Source organism: Marinomonas sp. CT5, assembly GCF_018336975.1.
Classification (GTDB): Bacteria; Pseudomonadota; Gammaproteobacteria; order Pseudomonadales; family Marinomonadaceae; genus Marinomonas.
On sequence record NZ_CP025572.1, the window covers coordinates 1,020,728 to 1,037,626 of the forward strand.

Sequence of the window (16,899 nt, forward strand, 5' to 3'; positions counted from 1 at the left end):
GGTTACACGGAGATTACTTTATTGGGTGTAACTATGGCCTGCAAGGGCACATCCCAGCCTTCTACAGGCAATGACTTTACTTCTTGGCAGCTATGAGCAAGTCCTATCAATAAAGGTGTCTGGTCGGCGCGTTTATTAGCAAATGTTCTATCATAAAAGCCTCCCCCCATTCCAAGTCGTCCACCATTCGCATCAAAGCCAACCAAGGGTAGCAGTACCATATCCAGACAGTGAGAGGGTAAGTATTCTGAGGTGGCAGGTTCCTTTATACCGAACTGATTTTCTTTCCATGCTGTTTCTTTGGTATAACGTGCAAATGCTAGTTCTTTACCTTGAACAACAGGCAGGTAAGTTTCGATCTGGTGTTGCCAGAAATGTTCACATAATAAATGGGGGGATATCTCGCCGTCATTACTCAGGTACAAAGCAACACGTTTAGGTGAGCTTGAGGAGAGTTGCTCGATTAATTCTAGGTAACGAGATACTAAAGCTGATGCCGCAGCAAATTGCTCACTTTCGGATAAGCTTCTTCTTGCTTGGCGTAATTGACGACGAAGTGTTTGTCTAGGATCGAGATGAGAGGTCATAAAAGAGTTTCCCAAGTTGCCGTTTCGGCTATTGGCCTTGAACCCAGTGGTTCAAGGTGGAAAGAACTGTGACTCTTTAGGCTTTCCGACGCACGGACATGCACACCAAACCAACAGGCTCTTTCCAGGGTATTACTCATAGGCTCAAGGGCGTTAAGCCGCTTCGAACAACCCAGGAAACGAACTCCAGTATAGAGTAACTCATTATAGAAATCACTTAATAGCACAGATCGTTTTCCCGGCTGTATGAAGAAAATTCGTGTTCCTTGCTTGCAATCAGAAAAGTCGCTCAAGAAATAAACCACAAATGTTTACTCGTTAACCAACTTTGTTTCATGAGCTAAAGCGGCATCAAGCTGTGAGGTCAGTTCTCGCAACTGTTGCTCATTAGAACGAGCGTATTTTCTGTTATTTAGCATATCGTGAGTAATATTCAATGCTGCTAGTACCGCTATTTTTTCAAGGCCGATGATTTTTCCGCTGGCTTTGATTTCGCGCATCTGATTGTTTAAATACTCTGCAGCTTCTTTTAAGTCTGCTTCATGCCCTTTCGGGCAATTTATCTTGTAATTTTGTCCCAGTATAGCGACTGAAACGGTTGGCTTATCCATATTGACTCCATTTGATAGCAAGGCCCACAAAAAATGGTCTGTTTTTCCATCATTGGGTAGCGAATGGCATTTTATGCTGCGACTAAATTCGTTACAATTCGGAATCACATTTATCCACACTGTTTATAGCAAATTGACGCCAATATGGAAATAAACCCGATACTTTCTAAGATAAAAGACCTTTCAGCTCGTGCTTTAACCCTTCGGGGGTATCTTTGACTACGAGTCAAAGAAAGAACGCTTAGAGGAAGTAAACCGTGAACTGGAAGATCCAGCTATTTGGAACGATCCAGAATACGCCCAAAAACTAGGCAAAGAGCGCGCTGCGCTTGAAGCTGTTGTTGAAACTCTAGATAGCATGGAGTCTGGTCTTACTGATTCCAAAGAGCTTTTAGATATTGCCGTAGAGGAAAATGACGAAGATTCTGTAGAAGCTGTTCAGCTTGAACTCGAAGAGTTAGAAGCGTTACTGGCCAAATTAGAATTCCGTCGCATGTTCTCCAAAGAAATGGATGAAAATACAGCTTTCTTGGACATTCAATCAGGCTCTGGTGGAACAGAGGCTCAGGACTGGGCCAACATTCTATTGCGCATGTATTTGCGCTGGGGTGAAGACAAGGGCTTTAAAGTTGAACTCATGGAAGTGTCTGCTGGCGATGTAGCGGGAATCAAGTCCGCTACGATTCGTTTTGAAGGGGAATATGCTTTCGGTTGGTTACGAACAGAGACTGGTGTTCACCGCTTAGTTCGTAAGTCACCATTTGATTCAGGTAACCGTCGTCATACGTCGTTTGCTTCTGTCTTCGTGTCACCAGAGATTGATGACAATGTTGATATTGAAATCAATCCAGCGGATCTTCGCACGGACACTTACCGCTCGTCTGGTGCGGGTGGACAGCACGTCAACACGACAGATTCCGCGGTGCGTATTACTCACGTTCCTTCTGGTATCGTGGTGCAGTGTCAGAACCAGCGCTCTCAACATGCTAACCGTGATTTCGCGATGAAGCAGTTGCGTGCCAAATTGTACGAGTTGGAAATGATGAAGCGCTCTGAAGCGGCGCAAGCATTGGAAGACAGTAAATCTGATATTGGTTGGGGCAGTCAGATTCGCTCTTATGTATTGGATGCGTCGCGTATTAAGGATTTGCGTACAGGAGTGGAAACTTCTAATACTGGTGCTGTGCTGGATGGCAACTTAGATCAGTTTATTATTGCAAGTTTAAAACAGGGCCTATAAAGCGCCGTTCCTTATTTAGAATTTTTAAAAGAGTAGATAGCAAACCATGGCTAACGAAAATAACACAGAATCCACAGCACAATCTGATGACAACCGTTTAGTAGCAGAGCGTCGCGGTAAGCTAGCGGCGATTCGTGCAGAACGAAATGCCTACCCAAATACATTCCGCCCAAATGCTTACGCTGCGGATCTACAAGCTGAGTTTGGCGAGTTCGAAAAAGCGGAGCTAGAGGAAAAAGACCATAAGGTAAGTATCGCAGGTCGTATCATTCGTAATCGCGGTGCTTTCATGTTGTTGCAAGACATGACAGGACAAATTCAAGCGTACGTAAATCGTAAGGCGTTGAGTCCTGAATTGTTGGCGGATCAAAAAACCTGGGATTTGGGCGATATCATTGGTGTTTCTGGCCCAGTTCATAAGTCTGGTAAAGGCGACTTATACATTGATATGCAAGAAGCTCAGTTGCTTACCAAATCTCTACGTCCTTTACCTGATAAGCATCACGGCCTATCAGACATGGAAATGCGTTACCGCCAACGTTACGTGGATTTAATCGTTAACGAAGAGTCACGTGATGCGTTTCAAACTCGTTCAAAAATCATTTCTACGATTCGCCGTTTTCTAGAAGATCGTCGTTTCATGGAAGTTGAAACACCAATGCTACAAACGATTCCTGGTGGTGCGACAGCACGTCCATTTATTACGCATCATAATGCGATGGACATGAGTATGTACTTGCGTATCGCGCCAGAGCTTTATCTGAAGCGTTTGGTTGTTGGTGGTTTTGAGCGCGTGTTCGAGATCAACCGTAATTTCCGTAATGAAGGTACGTCGACTCGTCATAACCCTGAATTCACCATGATTGAATTCTACCAAGCGTATGCCGATTACAAAGATCTAATGGATCTTACGGAAGATATGTTGCGTACGGTCGCTGAAAAAGTCTTGGGTACTACCAAAGTGACGTATCAAGGTTCTGAATACGACTTCGGCGCGCCGTTTGCGCGTATGACCATGCTTGAGTCTATTTTGCACTATAACCCTGAGCTAACGGCGGCGGATTTAGAAAACATCGAAAAAGCAACGGAAGTCGCGAAGAAACTGAAAATCGATGTGAAGCCAATTTGGGGCTTAGGCAAACTTTGGACTGAAATTTTCGAAGAAACCGCTGAGCATAAGTTGGATCAACCAACCTTCATTACTGAATACCCTGCGGAAGTGTCACCATTAGCTCGTCGTAATGATGACAATGAATTCATTACTGACCGTTTTGAATTTTTCGTTGGCGGTCGTGAAATCGCGAATGGCTTCTCGGAGCTTAATGACCCAGAAGATCAAGCGGAACGCTTCAAACGTCAGGTAGCTGAAAAAGACGCGGGCGATGATGAAGCCATGCATTATGATGCAGACTACATCAATGCTCTTGAATATGGCTTACCACCAACAGCTGGTGAAGGTATTGGGATCGATCGATTGGTGATGTTGTTCACTGATGCGCCTTCGATTCGTGACGTATTATTGTTCCCACATATGAAGCCTCAGGACTAATCCAAGGCCGGATATAGTCACTGATACTTAGTAATGTATTTATAAGGCCTCAATTGAGGCCTTATTTTGTTTCCATACTTTATTTTTTATGACGCAGAACGGAGCACTCCATGAGTCGTTTTTGGACAGATAAAATTGCTTCTCTTGACCCTTATGTACCAGGCGAGCAACCGCAAGATAAAAAGTATATCAAGCTAAATACGAATGAAAGTCCCTATTCGCCATCCCCAAAAGCATTAGAAGCAATGACACTGGAGGTCAGTGAGCGTTTACGTCTTTACCCAGATCCGAATTGTGTCACGCTGAAAAATGCCTTAGCAAAAAACTACCAACTGGATGCGAACCAAGTCTTTGTAGGAAATGGTTCGGATGAAGTCTTGGCGTTGGCTTTCATGGGGTATTTTACTGGTGGTAAGCCATTGGCCTTTGCCGACATCACTTATAGTTTTTATAAAGTCTACGCCGGCTTATATGGCATCGAGCCAAAATTAATTCCACTGAACGACCGTTTCGATATTGTCCCCGCCGATTATGAAAATCTTGATGTATCGGGTGTTGTGGTTACTAATCCGAATGCTCCGACAGGTAAAGCCCTGCCTCTAAGTGAAATCGAGGCGATTCTTCAAGCCAATCCTGATGTGGTGGTATTGGTGGATGAAGCCTACGTGGACTTTGGTGCACAAAGTGCGGTGTCCTTGATTAACCAATACCCAAATCTATTGGTTGTGCAAACCTTGTCTAAATCCCGTGCCTTGGCAGGGATTCGTGTTGGCTACGCATTAGGCCATGCTGATTTGATTGAAGGTTTGGAGCGTTTGAAAAACTCTTTTAACTCTTACCCAATCGACCGTATTGCTTTGGCTGGCGCGACTGCAGCAGTGGAAGATAAAGTCTATCTAAAAGAAATTTGCGATAAAACCGTCGCAACGCGTAAGCAATCGGTTAAAGACCTTGAAGCTCTCGGGTTTAATATTATTCCGTCTGCGACGAACTTTGTGTTTGTAACGCATCCCGAGAAAGAGGCAGAGCAAATTTACTTAGCGTTAAAAGAGCAGGGTATTCTCGTCCGGTTCTTTGGCAGCAATAAACCACGCATCGGCAACTACCTTCGCATCACTATTGGTACTGACGAAGAAATGGCGGCGCTAACGGCTGCACTGAAAACCTTGTAATTTAAGTGCTTTGATCGTCGGGAATTAAAAAAGCTGTTCAATGAAGTGTCCCCAGTAATTGGATTAGTCCAATTACTGGGGACACTTCAGATACGAATTTTTATTTTAAAAGCAAGCAAAAGTGATATTTTAAATATCACTTCATAGGCAGGTTAATTTCGTTTCGATGGACTTCTGAATGCCTTCAGCATCTAAGCCGACACGTTTTAACATGGATGCATGACTAGCATGCTCTTCATATTGGTCTGGTAGTCCAAGGTGAAGTGTTGGGATGGTGATGTTGTTTGCTAGTAATAACTCACTCACTGCTGAGCCAGCGCCTCCCATGATGGCATTTTCTTCGACTGTTACGATAAGCTTCGCATTGCTATGTGAAAGTAACACTTCTTCATCGATAGGTTTAACAAAGCGCATATCAATTAAGGTGGCATCTAGAGTGTTGGCCGCCTCTAGTGCATCGTATGTTGGGCGTCCAAAACCGCAGATGATAATGCCAGACTGCCCTGTGCGTAGTGTACGAGATTTGCCTATTTCAATATGGCTCAATTCCATTTCAATATCAACGCCTTGGCCTGTACCGCGAGGATAACGAACAGCGGCTGGGCCTTGGTATTCGTAACCTGTTTGCAGCATTTTACGGCATTCATCTTCATCAGAAGGGGCCATAACAACCATGTTGGGAATGCAGCGAAGATAGCTGAGATCGTAAACACCGGCATGTGTTGGGCCGTCTTCTCCGACTAGACCCGCTCGGTCAATGGCAAATAAGACATCTAGATTTTGTAGTGCAACATCATGAATAAGTTGGTCATAAGCACGTTGTAAGAACGTGGAATAAATAGCCACGACAGGCTTAATACCATCACATGCCATTCCAGCAGCAAGTGTTACAGCGTGTTGTTCGGCAATGGCAACATCAAAATATCGCTCTGGAAAACGGTCAGCAAATTCAATCAGGTCTGAACCTTCCTTCATAGCTGGTGTAATAGCAACTAGCTTCTCGTCTTGTTCAGCCGCATCACATACCCATTGACCAAAAATATTACAGTATTTAGGTAGCTTGTTTTTTTCTACGTTAGGTTTTGGGTCTGGTTCGATTTTATTTATCGCATGATAACCAATAGGGTCGCCTTCAGCGGGCTCAAAACCTTTGCCTTTCTTAGTGATGACATGGAGGAATTGAGGTCCTTTACGGTCTTTCAGGTTCGCAATAGTGGTTAGAAGGTGATCCATATCATGACCATCGATTGGCCCGATATAGTTAAAGCCTAGTTCTTCAAACATCATGCCTGGCGATACCATGCCTTTCATATGTTCTTCCGCTTTACGTGCGAGTTCCAGAGCAGAAGGTAAACCAGAGAAGACTTTGCGACCACCTTCTCGAATATGATCGTAAGTTTTGCTTGCCCAAATACGCGCAAAATAACTTGATAGGGCGCCAACGGGTTTTGATATGGACATTTTGTTGTCATTTAAAATGACTAACATGTCAGCATTAACATCGCCTGCATGGTTTAATGCTTCGAATGACATACCTGCAGACATCGCTCCATCACCAATGATTGCTACGGCTTTTCGGTCTGTTTTTAATTGTCGTGCGGCGAGGGACATGCCAAGTGCGGCACCAATAGAGGTACTGGAGTGGCCCACACCAAAAGTGTCGTATTCACTTTCGTCACGCTTTGGAAAACCTGAGATTCCGTTTTCTTGGCGAATATTGAGTAAAGCTTCGCGACGACCTGTGAGAATTTTGTGTGGGTAGGCTTGATGGCCTACATCCCAAACGAGACGATCTTCTGGGGTGTTGAATATATAGTGCAGAGCAACTGTAAGCTCAATGACACCAAGGCCTGCGCCAAAGTGGCCGCCAGTTTGTCCAACACTATAAAGCATGAACTCTCGTAATTCGCGCACTAGAGTAGGCAATTGCTCTTTCTTAAAGGCGCGTAAGTCAGCTGGTGAGTTGACTTGATCAAGTAGCGGCGTGTCAGGTCGCGCAGTAGGTATCTCTTCGAACATCGGCACAGGTTTGGTCACATTTTAATTAATCTAAAAAAGCGGGTAAGTATATCAGTGGTTACGACCAATAATATAGTTCGCAAGCTCAACTAAAGGTCGAGCAGCGTCTCCAAATGGTGAAATTGCTGTAATAGCTTGCTCATAAAGTGTTTGAGCAAGCGTTTGGGCACCTTCTAAACCAAGTAATTTAGGATAGGTTGGTTTATTCGCATCTTCATCCGAAAATTGGGTTTTGCCCAGCGTTGCTGTATCACTTGTAATATCAATGATGTCATCTTGAACTTGGAAAGCTAAGCCTATAGCAGCAGCATATGTATCAAGAGCCGTTAGGTCGGTTTCATTTTTTACACCAGTACTGATAGCGCCCATACGAATACTTGCTCGAATAAGAGCACCAGTTTTGTGCTGATGCATTTGTTCAAGTTCGCTTATGTTAATGTTTTTGCCTACATTGACTAAGTCAATCATTTGTCCTGTGACCATTCCATGACGGCCAGAAGCATGAGCGAGTTCTTGAATTAATTGCAGTTGAACCTTGGTGTTTTGAATGGTTGGGCTGCTTAATAATTCAAATGCAAAGGTTTGTAATGCGTCACCAGCCAAAATCGCTGTCGCTTCGTCATATTTTATATGGCATGTGGGCTTACCACGACGCAGGTCGTCGTCGTCCATGGCAGGAAGGTCATCATGTATCAATGAATAAGCATGTATTGACTCGATCGCTGCTGCGCTGGCATCGGTGAGATCATTAGGTTCGCCAAACAGTGATGCGGCGGCATAGGTCAACATAGGACGAACACGTTTGCCGCCATTAAATAAACTGTAGGCCATAGCGTCTTGCAAATTTGTGGCTGGCTCATATTGGCTTAAATTTTGCGAAAGGTAATCATCGACTCTACGGCGAGCGTACTGAGAAAAATCGTCTAAAGTCACGAATTCAATTCCGGTTCAAAGGTTTCAAGGCGCTCACCATCTTCTTTCTCTAACAGTATTTGAACTTTTTGCTCTGCTTGGGTGAGAACTGACTGACATTCTTGGCTCAGTTTAACACCTTTTTCGAAGGCTTTTAGCGCTTCTTCAAGAGAAAGTTGATTCGATTCAAGTTGTGTCACAAGCGTATCTAATTCACTGAGGTTTTCTTCAAAATGACGGACACTATTTTTTCTAGACATGATGGTTACTCTTGTTTAAACGTACGTTTTGTAACAGAAAATGACCTACTGTTCGAGCCCATGATGATGAAAATTACAAAAATCATGCAAGAAGGTTTCATTCTTGGTCTTTGTTTCGTATAGAATCATTAAATCGTATCGATAGTATTATAGCTTTTTTGTCAGGAGACGTGTGTGGATATCGCAACGTTAATAGGACTTGTTGGGTCTTTTATAGTAATTATTTCCGCTATTTTTGTTGGCGGATCTGCAGGAATGTTTGTCAATATTCCATCGATATTGATTGTGCTGGTTGGTTCTATCTTTGTTGTATTGATGCAATATCCATTAAGTCAGTTTCTTAGCGCAGGGAAAGTTGCGGCGAAAGCATTTATGTTTAAAAGTGTCCCTTTAGATACTTTGATCGATGAAATTTACGGCTTAGCGGACGAAGCTCGTAAGGGGGGCTTGCTTTCACTTGAAGGGAAGGAAGTGAGTCATCCTTTTCTATCAAAAGGTATTCAGATGTTAGTGGATGGCCATGATAGTAGTGTAGTGAAAAATCAGCTGTCTAAGGATATGGGGCAAGCCTATGCTCGACATACAGCAGGCGCTAAGATTTTTAAAGCTTTTGGTGATGTTGGCCCTGCAATGGGGATGATAGGAACGCTGGTAGGTTTGGTTCAGATGCTTGCCAATATGTCTGACCCAAAAGCAATTGGTCCAGCAATGGCGGTGGCTCTTTTAACCACACTATATGGTGCCATGATGGCGAATATGGTGTTTCTACCTATGCAAGTTAAATTGAATGTCCGTGCTGATGAAGAGCTTATTTGTCAAAAGCTTATTTTGGATGCGTTGCTTGCTATTCAATCTGGCCAAAATCCACGAATCCTTGATGGTGCTCTTAAGGCTTACATGGCTGAGAGCAAGAGATTAGAACGTGAATAATATTTTAGTTGTTAACGGAATGTCAGCATGAGTGATGAAGAAGAATCAGACTGCCCTGAATGTGTAGAGGGCTTGCCTGCTTATATGGGAACCTTTGCGGATCTCATGTCTTTGTTGATGTGTTTCTTTGTACTTTTATTGTCATTCTCAGAAATGGATGTCATTAAGTTCAAGCAACTTGCGGGTTCGATGAAATCGGCATTCGGTGTTCAGCGGGATATCAAGGCCGATTCTATTCCTATGGGAACATCGATAATAGCGCAAGAGTTTAGCCCAGGTCGTCCTGAACCGACTCCTATTAATGAAGTAAGGCAAAAAGTAGATAATATTCCTGCAAATACGCTTGAAGTAATTTGTAAGCCGGGTGATGCAGAATTAAAGCAGCAAAGTAAATCAGGCTCTCCTTCGCCGGTTACTTTTGTGGATAAATCGAAAGCAGATCTTGAAAAAGAGAAGAAAATTCAAGAAACAGAAGGCGATGCTCAAATGATTGCCTCGGTAATGCGCGAAGAAATCTCAAAGGGAACAGTAGAAATTGAAACTCAAGAAGAGACGATCACTATTCGTATTAAAGATCAGGGTTCATTTGAGTCAGGCTCGGCTGAGTTAAATTATGATTTCATCCCTGTTATTGATTTGATTCGTGATGTGCTTGTTGGCATTCAAGGAACCATTTCAGTTGAAGGTCATACGGATAATGTGCCAATAGACAGTCGTCGTTTCCGTTCAAACTGGCAATTATCGTCTGCTCGTGCTATTTCGGTGGCAGAGGAGCTGTTTGCTACCGGACAGCTGGATCAAGGTCGATTTGCTGTTACAGGCTATGCAGATACGCGTCCCTTGGTGGCAAATGATACGCCTGCACACCGTGCTATTAACCGACGTGTTGAAATTGTGATTAAACAAAATGATACCTCACGGCCAAAAATGCGTAAGACTGTTGATGACATTCCATCGGATGGTGTGATTGAGTTTGATCGCAATATGTTGGATGAATTAAAGCCAAATGAGATTTTTTAAATTGTTTTAAAGGGGCTTCGGCCCCTTTTTTTATCGCTTTAATGATGTTATAGGCAGATTTAATGCTGAGATTAGAATGTTTTTTTGTTATGGTTTGGCGCAGACAAAATTGAGGAAGTAGATCAATGCGAGTAGCAGTTATTGGCGCATCAGGGCGCATGGGTAAAAATTTAATCACCGCCATTCATGATGCGAAAGACGTATCTTTAGGAGCGGCTATTTTAAAACCAGGTAGCAGTTTGGTTGGCGCTGATGCAGGAGAGATTGCGGGTGTTGGTAAGTTAGGTGTTGCCGCTGTTGCCTCATTAGCTGATTGTATCGATGATTTTGATGTTCTTATTGATTTTACAACACCAGCATTAACCTTAGAGAGCGCGGCTTTTTGTGCTCAACACCAAAAAGCCATTGTTGTCGGGACGACAGGCTTAAATGACGCTGAAAAAGCTAAGTTAAACGAAGCGGCTCAGCACTGCCCTGTGGTTTTTGCTCCGAACATGAGTGTGGGAGTCAACTTAACCTTGAAGTTGCTGGCTACCGCCGCTGAGATTTTAGGTGATGATTATGATGTGGAAATTGTAGAAGCGCATCATCGTCATAAAGTCGACTCACCTTCAGGTACGGCTTTACGAATGGGAGAAGTCGTCGCTGATGCGCTTGGTCGTGATTTAAAAGAATGCGCTGTTTACGGTCGAGAAGGTCAAACTGGTGCCCGTACTCAAAAAGAAATTGGTTTTGAAACCATTCGTGCAGGTGATGTAGTGGGTGAGCATAGTGTTTGGTTTGCCACAGAAGGTGAGCGAATTGAGATTGTTCACAAAGCAAGCAGCCGTATGACTTTCGCAAAAGGCGCTGTTCGTGCTGCTAGTTGGCTTCAAGGGAAGTCTGCGGGTCTGTATGATATGCAGGACGTGCTTAATCTCAAATGATATTTTTCACGGTTACAGTACTAGAATAATCAATCTGATTGAAATAAAAATGGCCGCTACTTTGCGGCCATTTTTTATAAGCGATCTTAGCTTAGCGCGTCAGGAGAGTTTATATCCAACAGAGGTGCGGCATCCAGCGTTTCCGCATCCATCATCATCGCAATACGTTGTAACGAGGACAGGACCTGAGTTTGTTCCCAGCCCTCGAGGGAATCAAATTCTGATATAAATTTCTCGTGTAGCAAGGGGGGAGTAGTTTTTAATGTTTCTATTCCGAGTGTCGTTAGACGAGCATTGACGATACGTTTGTCTTTTTGCCCGCGAACTCGTTCCACGTATTTTCTGTCTTCTAAACGATTCAATATGGTGGTTACTGTGGCTTGGCTGAGAGATACACTGTCAGATATTTTTCTGACAGTGACATCGCCAAGTTCTTCAATGGAACGAAGTACCATTATTTGAGGGATGGTTAGGCCACAGGCTTTTACAACGCGTTTTGATTGTAGGTCCGTTGCACGGATAATGCGTCGAAGGTGGACAAGGACATCGTGTAAGTGTTGTGGTGACTCAGGCATAGCAGTTAATCCAAAAAAATTTGACGGATTATATGATTTTGTTTTGACCTATAAAAGGTTCATATAAAAATATTACAGCTCAAAGTATAGGCGGATTTTCTTGCTTTTGCCAACACATCACATGGACCCCCTTTATAAACGCTATCAGTTCAACGCTCTTTTAATTCGTCAAATGCTGCGATCGCCGCTAATCTAGCTGGCTTGTAGTCGATAATAGGTTCAGGATAGTGGCATTGCTTTCTTTGCTCTGGCTTTGGGTCATGAATGGATTTCGCATCTAAGCTTTTGAGTTCAGGAACAAAGCGACGGATAAAATCACCATTTTTGTCATAATTCTGGGACTGCCTTGTTGGATTGAAGACTCGAAAATAGGGTGCCGCATCACAACCTGTGGATGCACTCCATTGCCAGCCACCATTATTAGCCGCAAACTCCCCATCGATTAATTTGCTCATGAAATAGGCTTCGCCCCTGCGCCAGTCTGCAAAAAGAAGCTTAGTAAAGAAGCTGGCCACGACCATTCTTAGGCGGTTGTGCATCCACCCTGTTTGGTTGAGTTGTCGCATGGCGGCATCGACAATAGGAAAGCCGGTTCTGCCTTCACACCATGCTTGAAATTCCTCTTCATTATGTCGCCATATCAGTGCATTGGTCTCTGGTTTGAATGGTTGGTTTTTACAAAGAGAAGGGAAGTGCGCCATTAGTTGGCGATAGAAGTCTCGCCATGCAAGTTCTTTTAACCAGATACTATCTTGCCAGCGCCTTTCTTCTTTATTACAGGTGTAAATGATTGCTTCTAGGCATTGCCTTGGACCAAGTGCTCCAAGTGCAAGGTAGGGCGATAAGGTGCTGGTGGCGGGTTCAATCGGATAGTCTCGGTGTTCTTGATAGTAACGTTCTTTGTGATGACAAAACTGCCAGAGTTTTTGTTTGGCTATGTTGTGATCGGCAGGCCATAGATCGTCCCGAAAGGGTTTTTCCCATGAAAAATCTAAACAAGGATCAGGAAGTGCTTTTGCCTGAGCTTCAGGAGCAGAAAGGGGAGTAATATCCTGTTTATCTAGTAGTGTGATCCAGCGATTGAAAAAGGGGGTAAAGACTTTAAAGGGAGTACCTTGTTGGCTGAGAACCTCTTGGGAAACAATGATATCTGCTGGCTGGATATGAATATCAATATCGTGTTGTTTTAATTGCTCGCAGACCGCTTGATCTCTTTCTTGTTCGTGTACTGGAAAGTCATGGTTAAACCAAAGGTGTTTCATGTCATGGCTAAGGCAAAACTGAGTGATGCTGTCTGGTAGTTGGTCAAAGCTCTCTGCTTCAAGAATGTGGAGCGGTATGCCAAGAGGAGCCAGAGTGGCGGCTAAGTTTTTGATCAGCCCTGAACGAAGTCCTGTTTTGGCATCCGATTCATGGTGTTTTTCCCATTGCTTTGGCGTGGGTGTGACCAAAACGGCTATGCCTTCCTTGGCTGATCTCGCTTCTTTGTCTGCATAATAGAGTGCTGGATTATCCAGCGAACGAAGATCATTTCGTAACCAAACCAGATGTGTGATTTTCATACTAATGGGTTACCTTAAACTGTATTGCGAATGCCAAGTGGCGATGGGTATGGAATGAAATAGCTTTGTTCATTAATGTAATCACTGCCGTAGTGTTTTAGGTAGTGATGCAGCAATGTCACTGGGGTTGCTAGATTGACTTCGCCACGACGATATTGTTCAACTACGTCCAAAATGTCCTTGCGAACGGATACATCCACTGCGTGTTTTAAGTAACCAACAAGATGCATGAGCACATTGCAGTGGTTTTTTCGTTTGGCTGGCTTTGACAGTGTCGTCATAAGAATCTCAAAGTAAGCCGTTTTTAGTTCGTTAAAGGGTCTTGGATCATCCCCAGAAAGCATTCGCCCCAATTTGCGGTAAATAGGTTGAGAATGCGCCATGACCATGTATTTGTAGCGACTATGGAATGCAATCAGATCCTTCATACGAGCTTCTTCTCCCATGCTGTGACGAAAGTCATGATGGGTGAAAACACGTAATAAAAAGTTTTCTCGCAATGCCGGATCATTTAAGCGACCGTCTTCTTCAACAGGTAACAATGGATAACGCTGCTTTAGCGCTTTGGTAAAGAGGCCCGCACTTCTTTGCATATGAGGGTGGCCGTTTTCTTGGTACACCTTGATACGTTCCATGCCGCAGCTAGGTGAGTTTTTCATTAAAATATAGCCATCTAAGTGAGAAAGGTTTTCTAGGTATTTGTTGGTCGCATCCATAAACACCTCAGACACATCTTCTTCTGAGTTTTTGCTGAAGACCATTCTGGGAGACTCAGGATCGCCTTCTAAGCGAAGAGTAGGGCGAGGGGTTCCGAACCCTGCGGCGACTTCTGGGCAAAATTTTTGATAGTCGAAATAATCCGTGAGCACTTTATCGCAATAATCAGAATGGCTATGGCCTCCATTAAATCGGACATTATCACCCAATAAGCAGGCGCTAATGCCGACAGGGATTTTCTTTTTTAGCTGATCTGGTGATGGGTGAGAATGTGGCATAGATGAACCCTCCAATGGACAAGGTGAATGTTCTATTTCGTGTCTTGTATTTGTTTAACTAGGGACATGGCACTGAGTACAGCGCCTTCGGCGTCACCTTGATACAACCAATCTCCAGCCAATCCGACATTGTGCTCTGGGGACCAAGCAAAGGCTTTATTGCCTTTATTTTCCGTGAACTGACTTAAAAGCCAACGATGAGGCTCACCATGCTTCAATACCCTATGTTCAGTAATATCGGCAAAGGTTTGCACTAGTGTTTGTGTGATCCATTCTTTGTCCGCATCAAGGTGTTGTTTCGTCCAATTGGGATCTGTTTGAATCACCCAGCGGTCGATTTTTTCATCCTGTCGCATGGGCTTGTAGTTATCTTTAATCATCCGCTTTATCAGAGAATTTTGTGGCTCCAGTAGAGCGTTTAAATCACTCGGAGCTGTTTCAAGCCACATTGACCATTGTGATTGATAAGAGCTACTGGCTTGGTTAGCCCTAAGTAAAAGTACAGCTAACTTATCGTTCGAAGCCAGTATGGAGGCGGCTTGAGGAGCGGGAGCTGTAATGATGATCTTCTTGGCGATAACAACAGGTTGGTACTTATCGTCTCTTAACAACCAGCTAGATTCTGTTTCGTCTTGTGGCATGATTTGATCTAGATGATGGATGCGAGTGCCAGTGATGAATTTTGCATTTTGTCCCCAATAACGTGTAATGGCGCTCATTCTTGGTACACCAACAAACGCTTGTTCGTTTTCGTGGCTGAGTTGCTTCCATGGGGCCGCTATATGCTCTTCTGTTAGTTGTTTGAAGAGTTGTATCGTATCTGGGTGTTTGATCACAATATAAGGTAATCCAAGATCACAACTGACATTTCCTTCCAATCTTTTACTACTGGCGCGACCGCCGCTTCCACGACTTTTATCTATCAGGCACACACTTTGACCCATCTGTGAGAGCAAATGCGCACACAGGCTTCCGGCCAGGCCAGCGCCAATAATGGCAATGTCTGTGGTTGGGATATGAGTATGACCTGTCGATAACGTGTTCATTTTTATTATTTCCCAGAAATGCAGTGGCTTTTCTTATACAATATAGAAAGTTGTACAAGAAAAGCAACTATCTTGTACAAAAAAATATTTGTATAGATTTTTATTTTGATCTTTGGATGTTATAGAAGTTTAGGTCACAATGGATTTATTGCCTTAGATGAATGGTGATTTGTTGGAAGATATATGAGTCAGTCAAACCAAGATGTGAAAGCAAAACAGCAGCAAGAAACACCAGATGAGTTGGCGTTATTGGACAGCGCCGCTTACTTTCCGATCCGTGAGTTATCTCTAAAAACGGGAGTGAACTCCGTCACATTACGTGCTTGGGAGCGGCGTTATGGTTTATTAAAGCCAAAACGCACAGGCAAAGGTCATCGACTGTATGATCAAAGTGATGTTCAGCTTGTGGAATCAATATTGCGTTGGATTCAACAAGGGGTGGCCGTTAGTAAAGTGCGTGCTTTGTTAGAAAAGGGCGCGTCGTCAGATAGCCTAGTGCATTCTAACGAATGGCTAGACTGGCAAACCTCCTTGGTGCAAGCCTCCGAGTCATTTCAGGAAGAAAAAATTGAGCAGATGTATCAGCAAATTTTTTCTCAATATCCTGCTGAAATTGCTATCCGAGATTGGCTCTTACCCAGTTTTGAGCAAATGGGAAAAGGCGCTGCTTTGGCATTTTCTGAGTCGGTTATACTTTCATGTTTAATCGCACGTGTTAGTACGTTCAAATCTCAGAATAAAAGCGCCGCTAAAGTGTTGGTTACTGGATTGAACTCTCAACGCAGTTTGTGGTGTTACATGGCGGCGGCTATGTTGTTGGACAAAGGGTTGTCATGTTGTGTTGTTGCTAATGTTCAGCACAGTAATGACTGGCTTAGTTTAATTAAAGGGGTTCAGGCTAAATTCGTTCTAGTCTTTTGTGATAATGATTTAGCAAATAAAGCAACGGAGCTGGTGGACCAAATGCAGCAATGGAAACTGCCAGTGGGTGCTATCGGTGCAGGTTTTTGGTTGTCGGCCCAAGAGTCAGATGTGGCAGATAGGGATGGTGTGAGCATTTATTCTGAGCCTTTTAGGGGGGTGCTTCAATTTCTAGAAAAACACCATTTAAAGTGAAAAACTATTAGAATTATATTTATAATACATTTTTTTTATTTAATTGGTCGGCTTATTCTTCTTCTATAGTAAACATATTTAAAGAAGGGGTTTTACCATGGCTAAGACTATGACATTTGCAGTTATGCACTTCTCTATTGCATTTTCTGTTGCGTACATTATTACTGGGAGTGTATTGGTTGGTGGTTTGGTGGCCATTGTAGAGCCTGCCATTAATACCGTAGCTTTCTATTTTCACGAGATTGTATGGAATAAGGTTCAGCAAGCTGGAGTCGATTCCGAGTTGAGTAAGACGATTCAATCAGCAGGAGAGAATTACGCTTTAAGCTCCATGTGATTTTTATGAGCAAAAAGAAAACCCACCAACGCATAGCGTTGG

General features: G+C 43.5%; 17 protein-coding genes and 1 other RNA gene. 8 read left to right on the plus strand and 10 right to left on the minus strand.

The annotated features are described in order from the left end of the window. Window positions 1–2: 2 nt before the first annotated feature. The 3 genes from C0J08_RS04855 to C0J08_RS04865 form a co-directional block, all read right to left on the minus strand. Window positions 3–587, minus strand: a complete 585-nt coding sequence (locus C0J08_RS04855) for a 5-formyltetrahydrofolate cyclo-ligase (protein ID WP_212654983.1) — start codon at window positions 585–587, stop codon at window positions 3–5. A 4-nt stretch (window positions 588–591) separates the two neighbouring features. Next, a non-coding RNA gene (gene ssrS, locus C0J08_RS04860) (6S RNA) lies at window positions 592–769 on the minus strand. Between the two features lie 129 nt (window positions 770–898). Further along, entirely contained in the window at window positions 899–1,198 is a 300-nt protein-coding gene (locus C0J08_RS04865) for a cell division protein ZapA (protein ID WP_110577302.1), read from the minus strand. A gap of 144 nt (window positions 1,199–1,342) precedes the next feature. On the opposite strand from C0J08_RS04865, the gene prfB reads away from it, so the two are divergent. The 3 genes from prfB to hisC all read left to right on the plus strand — a co-directional run bounded on the left by prfB (window position 1,343) and on the right by hisC (window position 5,159). After that, window positions 1,343–2,438, plus strand: a protein-coding gene (gene prfB, locus C0J08_RS04870; protein ID WP_212654984.1) for a peptide chain release factor 2 whose coding sequence is annotated in 2 segments (ribosomal slippage) — window positions 1,343–1,414 and window positions 1,416–2,438 — 1,095 coding nt in all. Because the reading frame shifts where the segments join, the coding sequence is not laid out codon by codon here. A gap of 46 nt (window positions 2,439–2,484) precedes the next feature. Further along, window positions 2,485–3,987 (plus strand): lysine--tRNA ligase, encoded by a 1,503-nt coding sequence (lysS, locus tag C0J08_RS04875; RefSeq protein ID WP_212654985.1) that lies wholly within the window; start codon window positions 2,485–2,487, stop codon window positions 3,985–3,987. A 110-nt stretch (window positions 3,988–4,097) separates the two neighbouring features. Then, on the plus strand, window positions 4,098–5,159 hold the full coding sequence (gene hisC, locus C0J08_RS04880; protein WP_212654986.1) for a histidinol-phosphate transaminase: 1,062 nt from the start codon (window positions 4,098–4,100) through the stop codon (window positions 5,157–5,159). Between the two features lie 141 nt (window positions 5,160–5,300). Here hisC and dxs read toward each other — a convergent pair whose 3' ends face one another. Genes dxs through C0J08_RS04895 form a run of 3 tightly spaced genes read right to left on the minus strand, consistent with a single transcriptional unit; the run spans window position 5,301 to window position 8,350 of the window. After that, window positions 5,301–7,178, minus strand: coding sequence for a 1-deoxy-D-xylulose-5-phosphate synthase (gene dxs / locus C0J08_RS04885; protein WP_212656242.1), 1,878 nt, complete (start codon window positions 7,176–7,178; stop codon window positions 5,301–5,303). A gap of 51 nt (window positions 7,179–7,229) precedes the next feature. Further along, window positions 7,230–8,111: a (2E,6E)-farnesyl diphosphate synthase gene (gene ispA, locus C0J08_RS04890; protein ID WP_212654987.1), complete on the minus strand. Its 882-nt coding sequence runs from the start codon at window positions 8,109–8,111 to the stop codon at window positions 7,230–7,232. Continuing rightward, window positions 8,108–8,350 (minus strand): exodeoxyribonuclease VII small subunit, encoded by a 243-nt coding sequence (locus C0J08_RS04895; protein ID WP_212654988.1) that lies wholly within the window; start codon window positions 8,348–8,350, stop codon window positions 8,108–8,110. The genes ispA and C0J08_RS04895 overlap by 4 nt, the downstream gene beginning before the upstream one ends. 174 nt (window positions 8,351–8,524) lie before the next feature. On the opposite strand from C0J08_RS04895, the gene pomA reads away from it, so the two are divergent. The 3 genes from pomA (at window position 8,525) to dapB (ending at window position 11,226) form a co-directional block, all read left to right on the plus strand. Continuing rightward, complete coding sequence (gene pomA, locus C0J08_RS04900) at window positions 8,525–9,280, plus strand: flagellar motor protein PomA (protein ID WP_212654989.1); 756 nt, start codon at window positions 8,525–8,527, stop codon at window positions 9,278–9,280. 27 nt (window positions 9,281–9,307) lie between these two features. Continuing rightward, on the plus strand, window positions 9,308–10,300 hold the full coding sequence (locus tag C0J08_RS04905; protein WP_212654990.1) for a flagellar motor protein MotB: 993 nt from the start codon (window positions 9,308–9,310) through the stop codon (window positions 10,298–10,300). 125 nt (window positions 10,301–10,425) lie between these two features. Next, window positions 10,426–11,226, plus strand: a complete 801-nt coding sequence (gene dapB, locus C0J08_RS04910) for a 4-hydroxy-tetrahydrodipicolinate reductase (RefSeq protein ID WP_212654991.1) — start codon at window positions 10,426–10,428, stop codon at window positions 11,224–11,226. A gap of 86 nt (window positions 11,227–11,312) precedes the next feature. Here dapB and C0J08_RS04915 read toward each other — a convergent pair whose 3' ends face one another. From C0J08_RS04915 to C0J08_RS04930, 4 genes are all read right to left on the minus strand, one after another. Beyond that, complete coding sequence (locus C0J08_RS04915; protein WP_212654992.1) at window positions 11,313–11,801, minus strand: MarR family winged helix-turn-helix transcriptional regulator; 489 nt, start codon at window positions 11,799–11,801, stop codon at window positions 11,313–11,315. A 149-nt stretch (window positions 11,802–11,950) separates the two neighbouring features. Next, window positions 11,951–13,363, minus strand: a complete 1,413-nt coding sequence (gene phrB / locus C0J08_RS04920; protein ID WP_212654993.1) for a deoxyribodipyrimidine photo-lyase — start codon at window positions 13,361–13,363, stop codon at window positions 11,951–11,953. 14 nt (window positions 13,364–13,377) lie between these two features. Beyond that, window positions 13,378–14,358: a YbgA family protein gene (locus C0J08_RS04925; RefSeq protein ID WP_212654994.1), complete on the minus strand. Its 981-nt coding sequence runs from the start codon at window positions 14,356–14,358 to the stop codon at window positions 13,378–13,380. 32 nt (window positions 14,359–14,390) lie between these two features. Beyond that, window positions 14,391–15,404 carry an NAD(P)/FAD-dependent oxidoreductase gene (locus C0J08_RS04930; protein WP_212654995.1) on the minus strand — a complete coding sequence of 338 codons (1,014 nt, stop codon included), beginning with the start codon at window positions 15,402–15,404 and terminating at the stop codon, window positions 14,391–14,393. Between the two features lie 183 nt (window positions 15,405–15,587). Between C0J08_RS04930 and C0J08_RS04935 the strand changes: the two genes are divergently transcribed. Next, complete coding sequence (locus C0J08_RS04935) at window positions 15,588–16,520, plus strand: MerR family transcriptional regulator (protein ID WP_212654996.1); 933 nt, start codon at window positions 15,588–15,590, stop codon at window positions 16,518–16,520. A gap of 97 nt (window positions 16,521–16,617) precedes the next feature. Then, window positions 16,618–16,857 (plus strand): DUF2061 domain-containing protein, encoded by a 240-nt coding sequence (locus C0J08_RS04940; RefSeq protein WP_212654997.1) that lies wholly within the window; start codon window positions 16,618–16,620, stop codon window positions 16,855–16,857. Window positions 16,858–16,899: the final 42 nt, after the last annotated feature.

What these genes read in the sequence shown, in the direction of transcription:
- C0J08_RS04855 (WP_212654983.1), bottom strand. Translation starts at nt 587, where the DNA reads ATGACCTCTCATCTCGATCCTAGACAAACACTTCGTCGTCAATTACGC.
- C0J08_RS04865 (WP_110577302.1), bottom strand. Translation starts at nt 1,198, where the DNA reads ATGGATAAGCCAACCGTTTCAGTCGCTATACTGGGACAAAATTACAAG.
- lysS (WP_212654985.1), top strand. Translation starts at nt 2,485, where the DNA reads ATGGCTAACGAAAATAACACAGAATCCACAGCACAATCTGATGACAAC.
- hisC (WP_212654986.1), top strand. Translation starts at nt 4,098, where the DNA reads ATGAGTCGTTTTTGGACAGATAAAATTGCTTCTCTTGACCCTTATGTA.
- dxs (WP_212656242.1), bottom strand. Translation starts at nt 7,178, where the DNA reads ATGTTCGAAGAGATACCTACTGCGCGACCTGACACGCCGCTACTTGAT.
- C0J08_RS04895 (WP_212654988.1), bottom strand. Translation starts at nt 8,350, where the DNA reads ATGTCTAGAAAAAATAGTGTCCGTCATTTTGAAGAAAACCTCAGTGAA.
- C0J08_RS04905 (WP_212654990.1), top strand. Translation starts at nt 9,308, where the DNA reads ATGAGTGATGAAGAAGAATCAGACTGCCCTGAATGTGTAGAGGGCTTG.
- dapB (WP_212654991.1), top strand. Translation starts at nt 10,426, where the DNA reads ATGCGAGTAGCAGTTATTGGCGCATCAGGGCGCATGGGTAAAAATTTA.
- C0J08_RS04915 (WP_212654992.1), bottom strand. Translation starts at nt 11,801, where the DNA reads ATGCCTGAGTCACCACAACACTTACACGATGTCCTTGTCCACCTTCGA.
- phrB (WP_212654993.1), bottom strand. Translation starts at nt 13,363, where the DNA reads ATGAAAATCACACATCTGGTTTGGTTACGAAATGATCTTCGTTCGCTG.
- C0J08_RS04925 (WP_212654994.1), bottom strand. Translation starts at nt 14,358, where the DNA reads ATGCCACATTCTCACCCATCACCAGATCAGCTAAAAAAGAAAATCCCT.
- C0J08_RS04930 (WP_212654995.1), bottom strand. Translation starts at nt 15,404, where the DNA reads ATGAACACGTTATCGACAGGTCATACTCATATCCCAACCACAGACATT.
- C0J08_RS04935 (WP_212654996.1), top strand. Translation starts at nt 15,588, where the DNA reads ATGAGTCAGTCAAACCAAGATGTGAAAGCAAAACAGCAGCAAGAAACA.
- C0J08_RS04940 (WP_212654997.1), top strand. Translation starts at nt 16,618, where the DNA reads ATGGCTAAGACTATGACATTTGCAGTTATGCACTTCTCTATTGCATTT.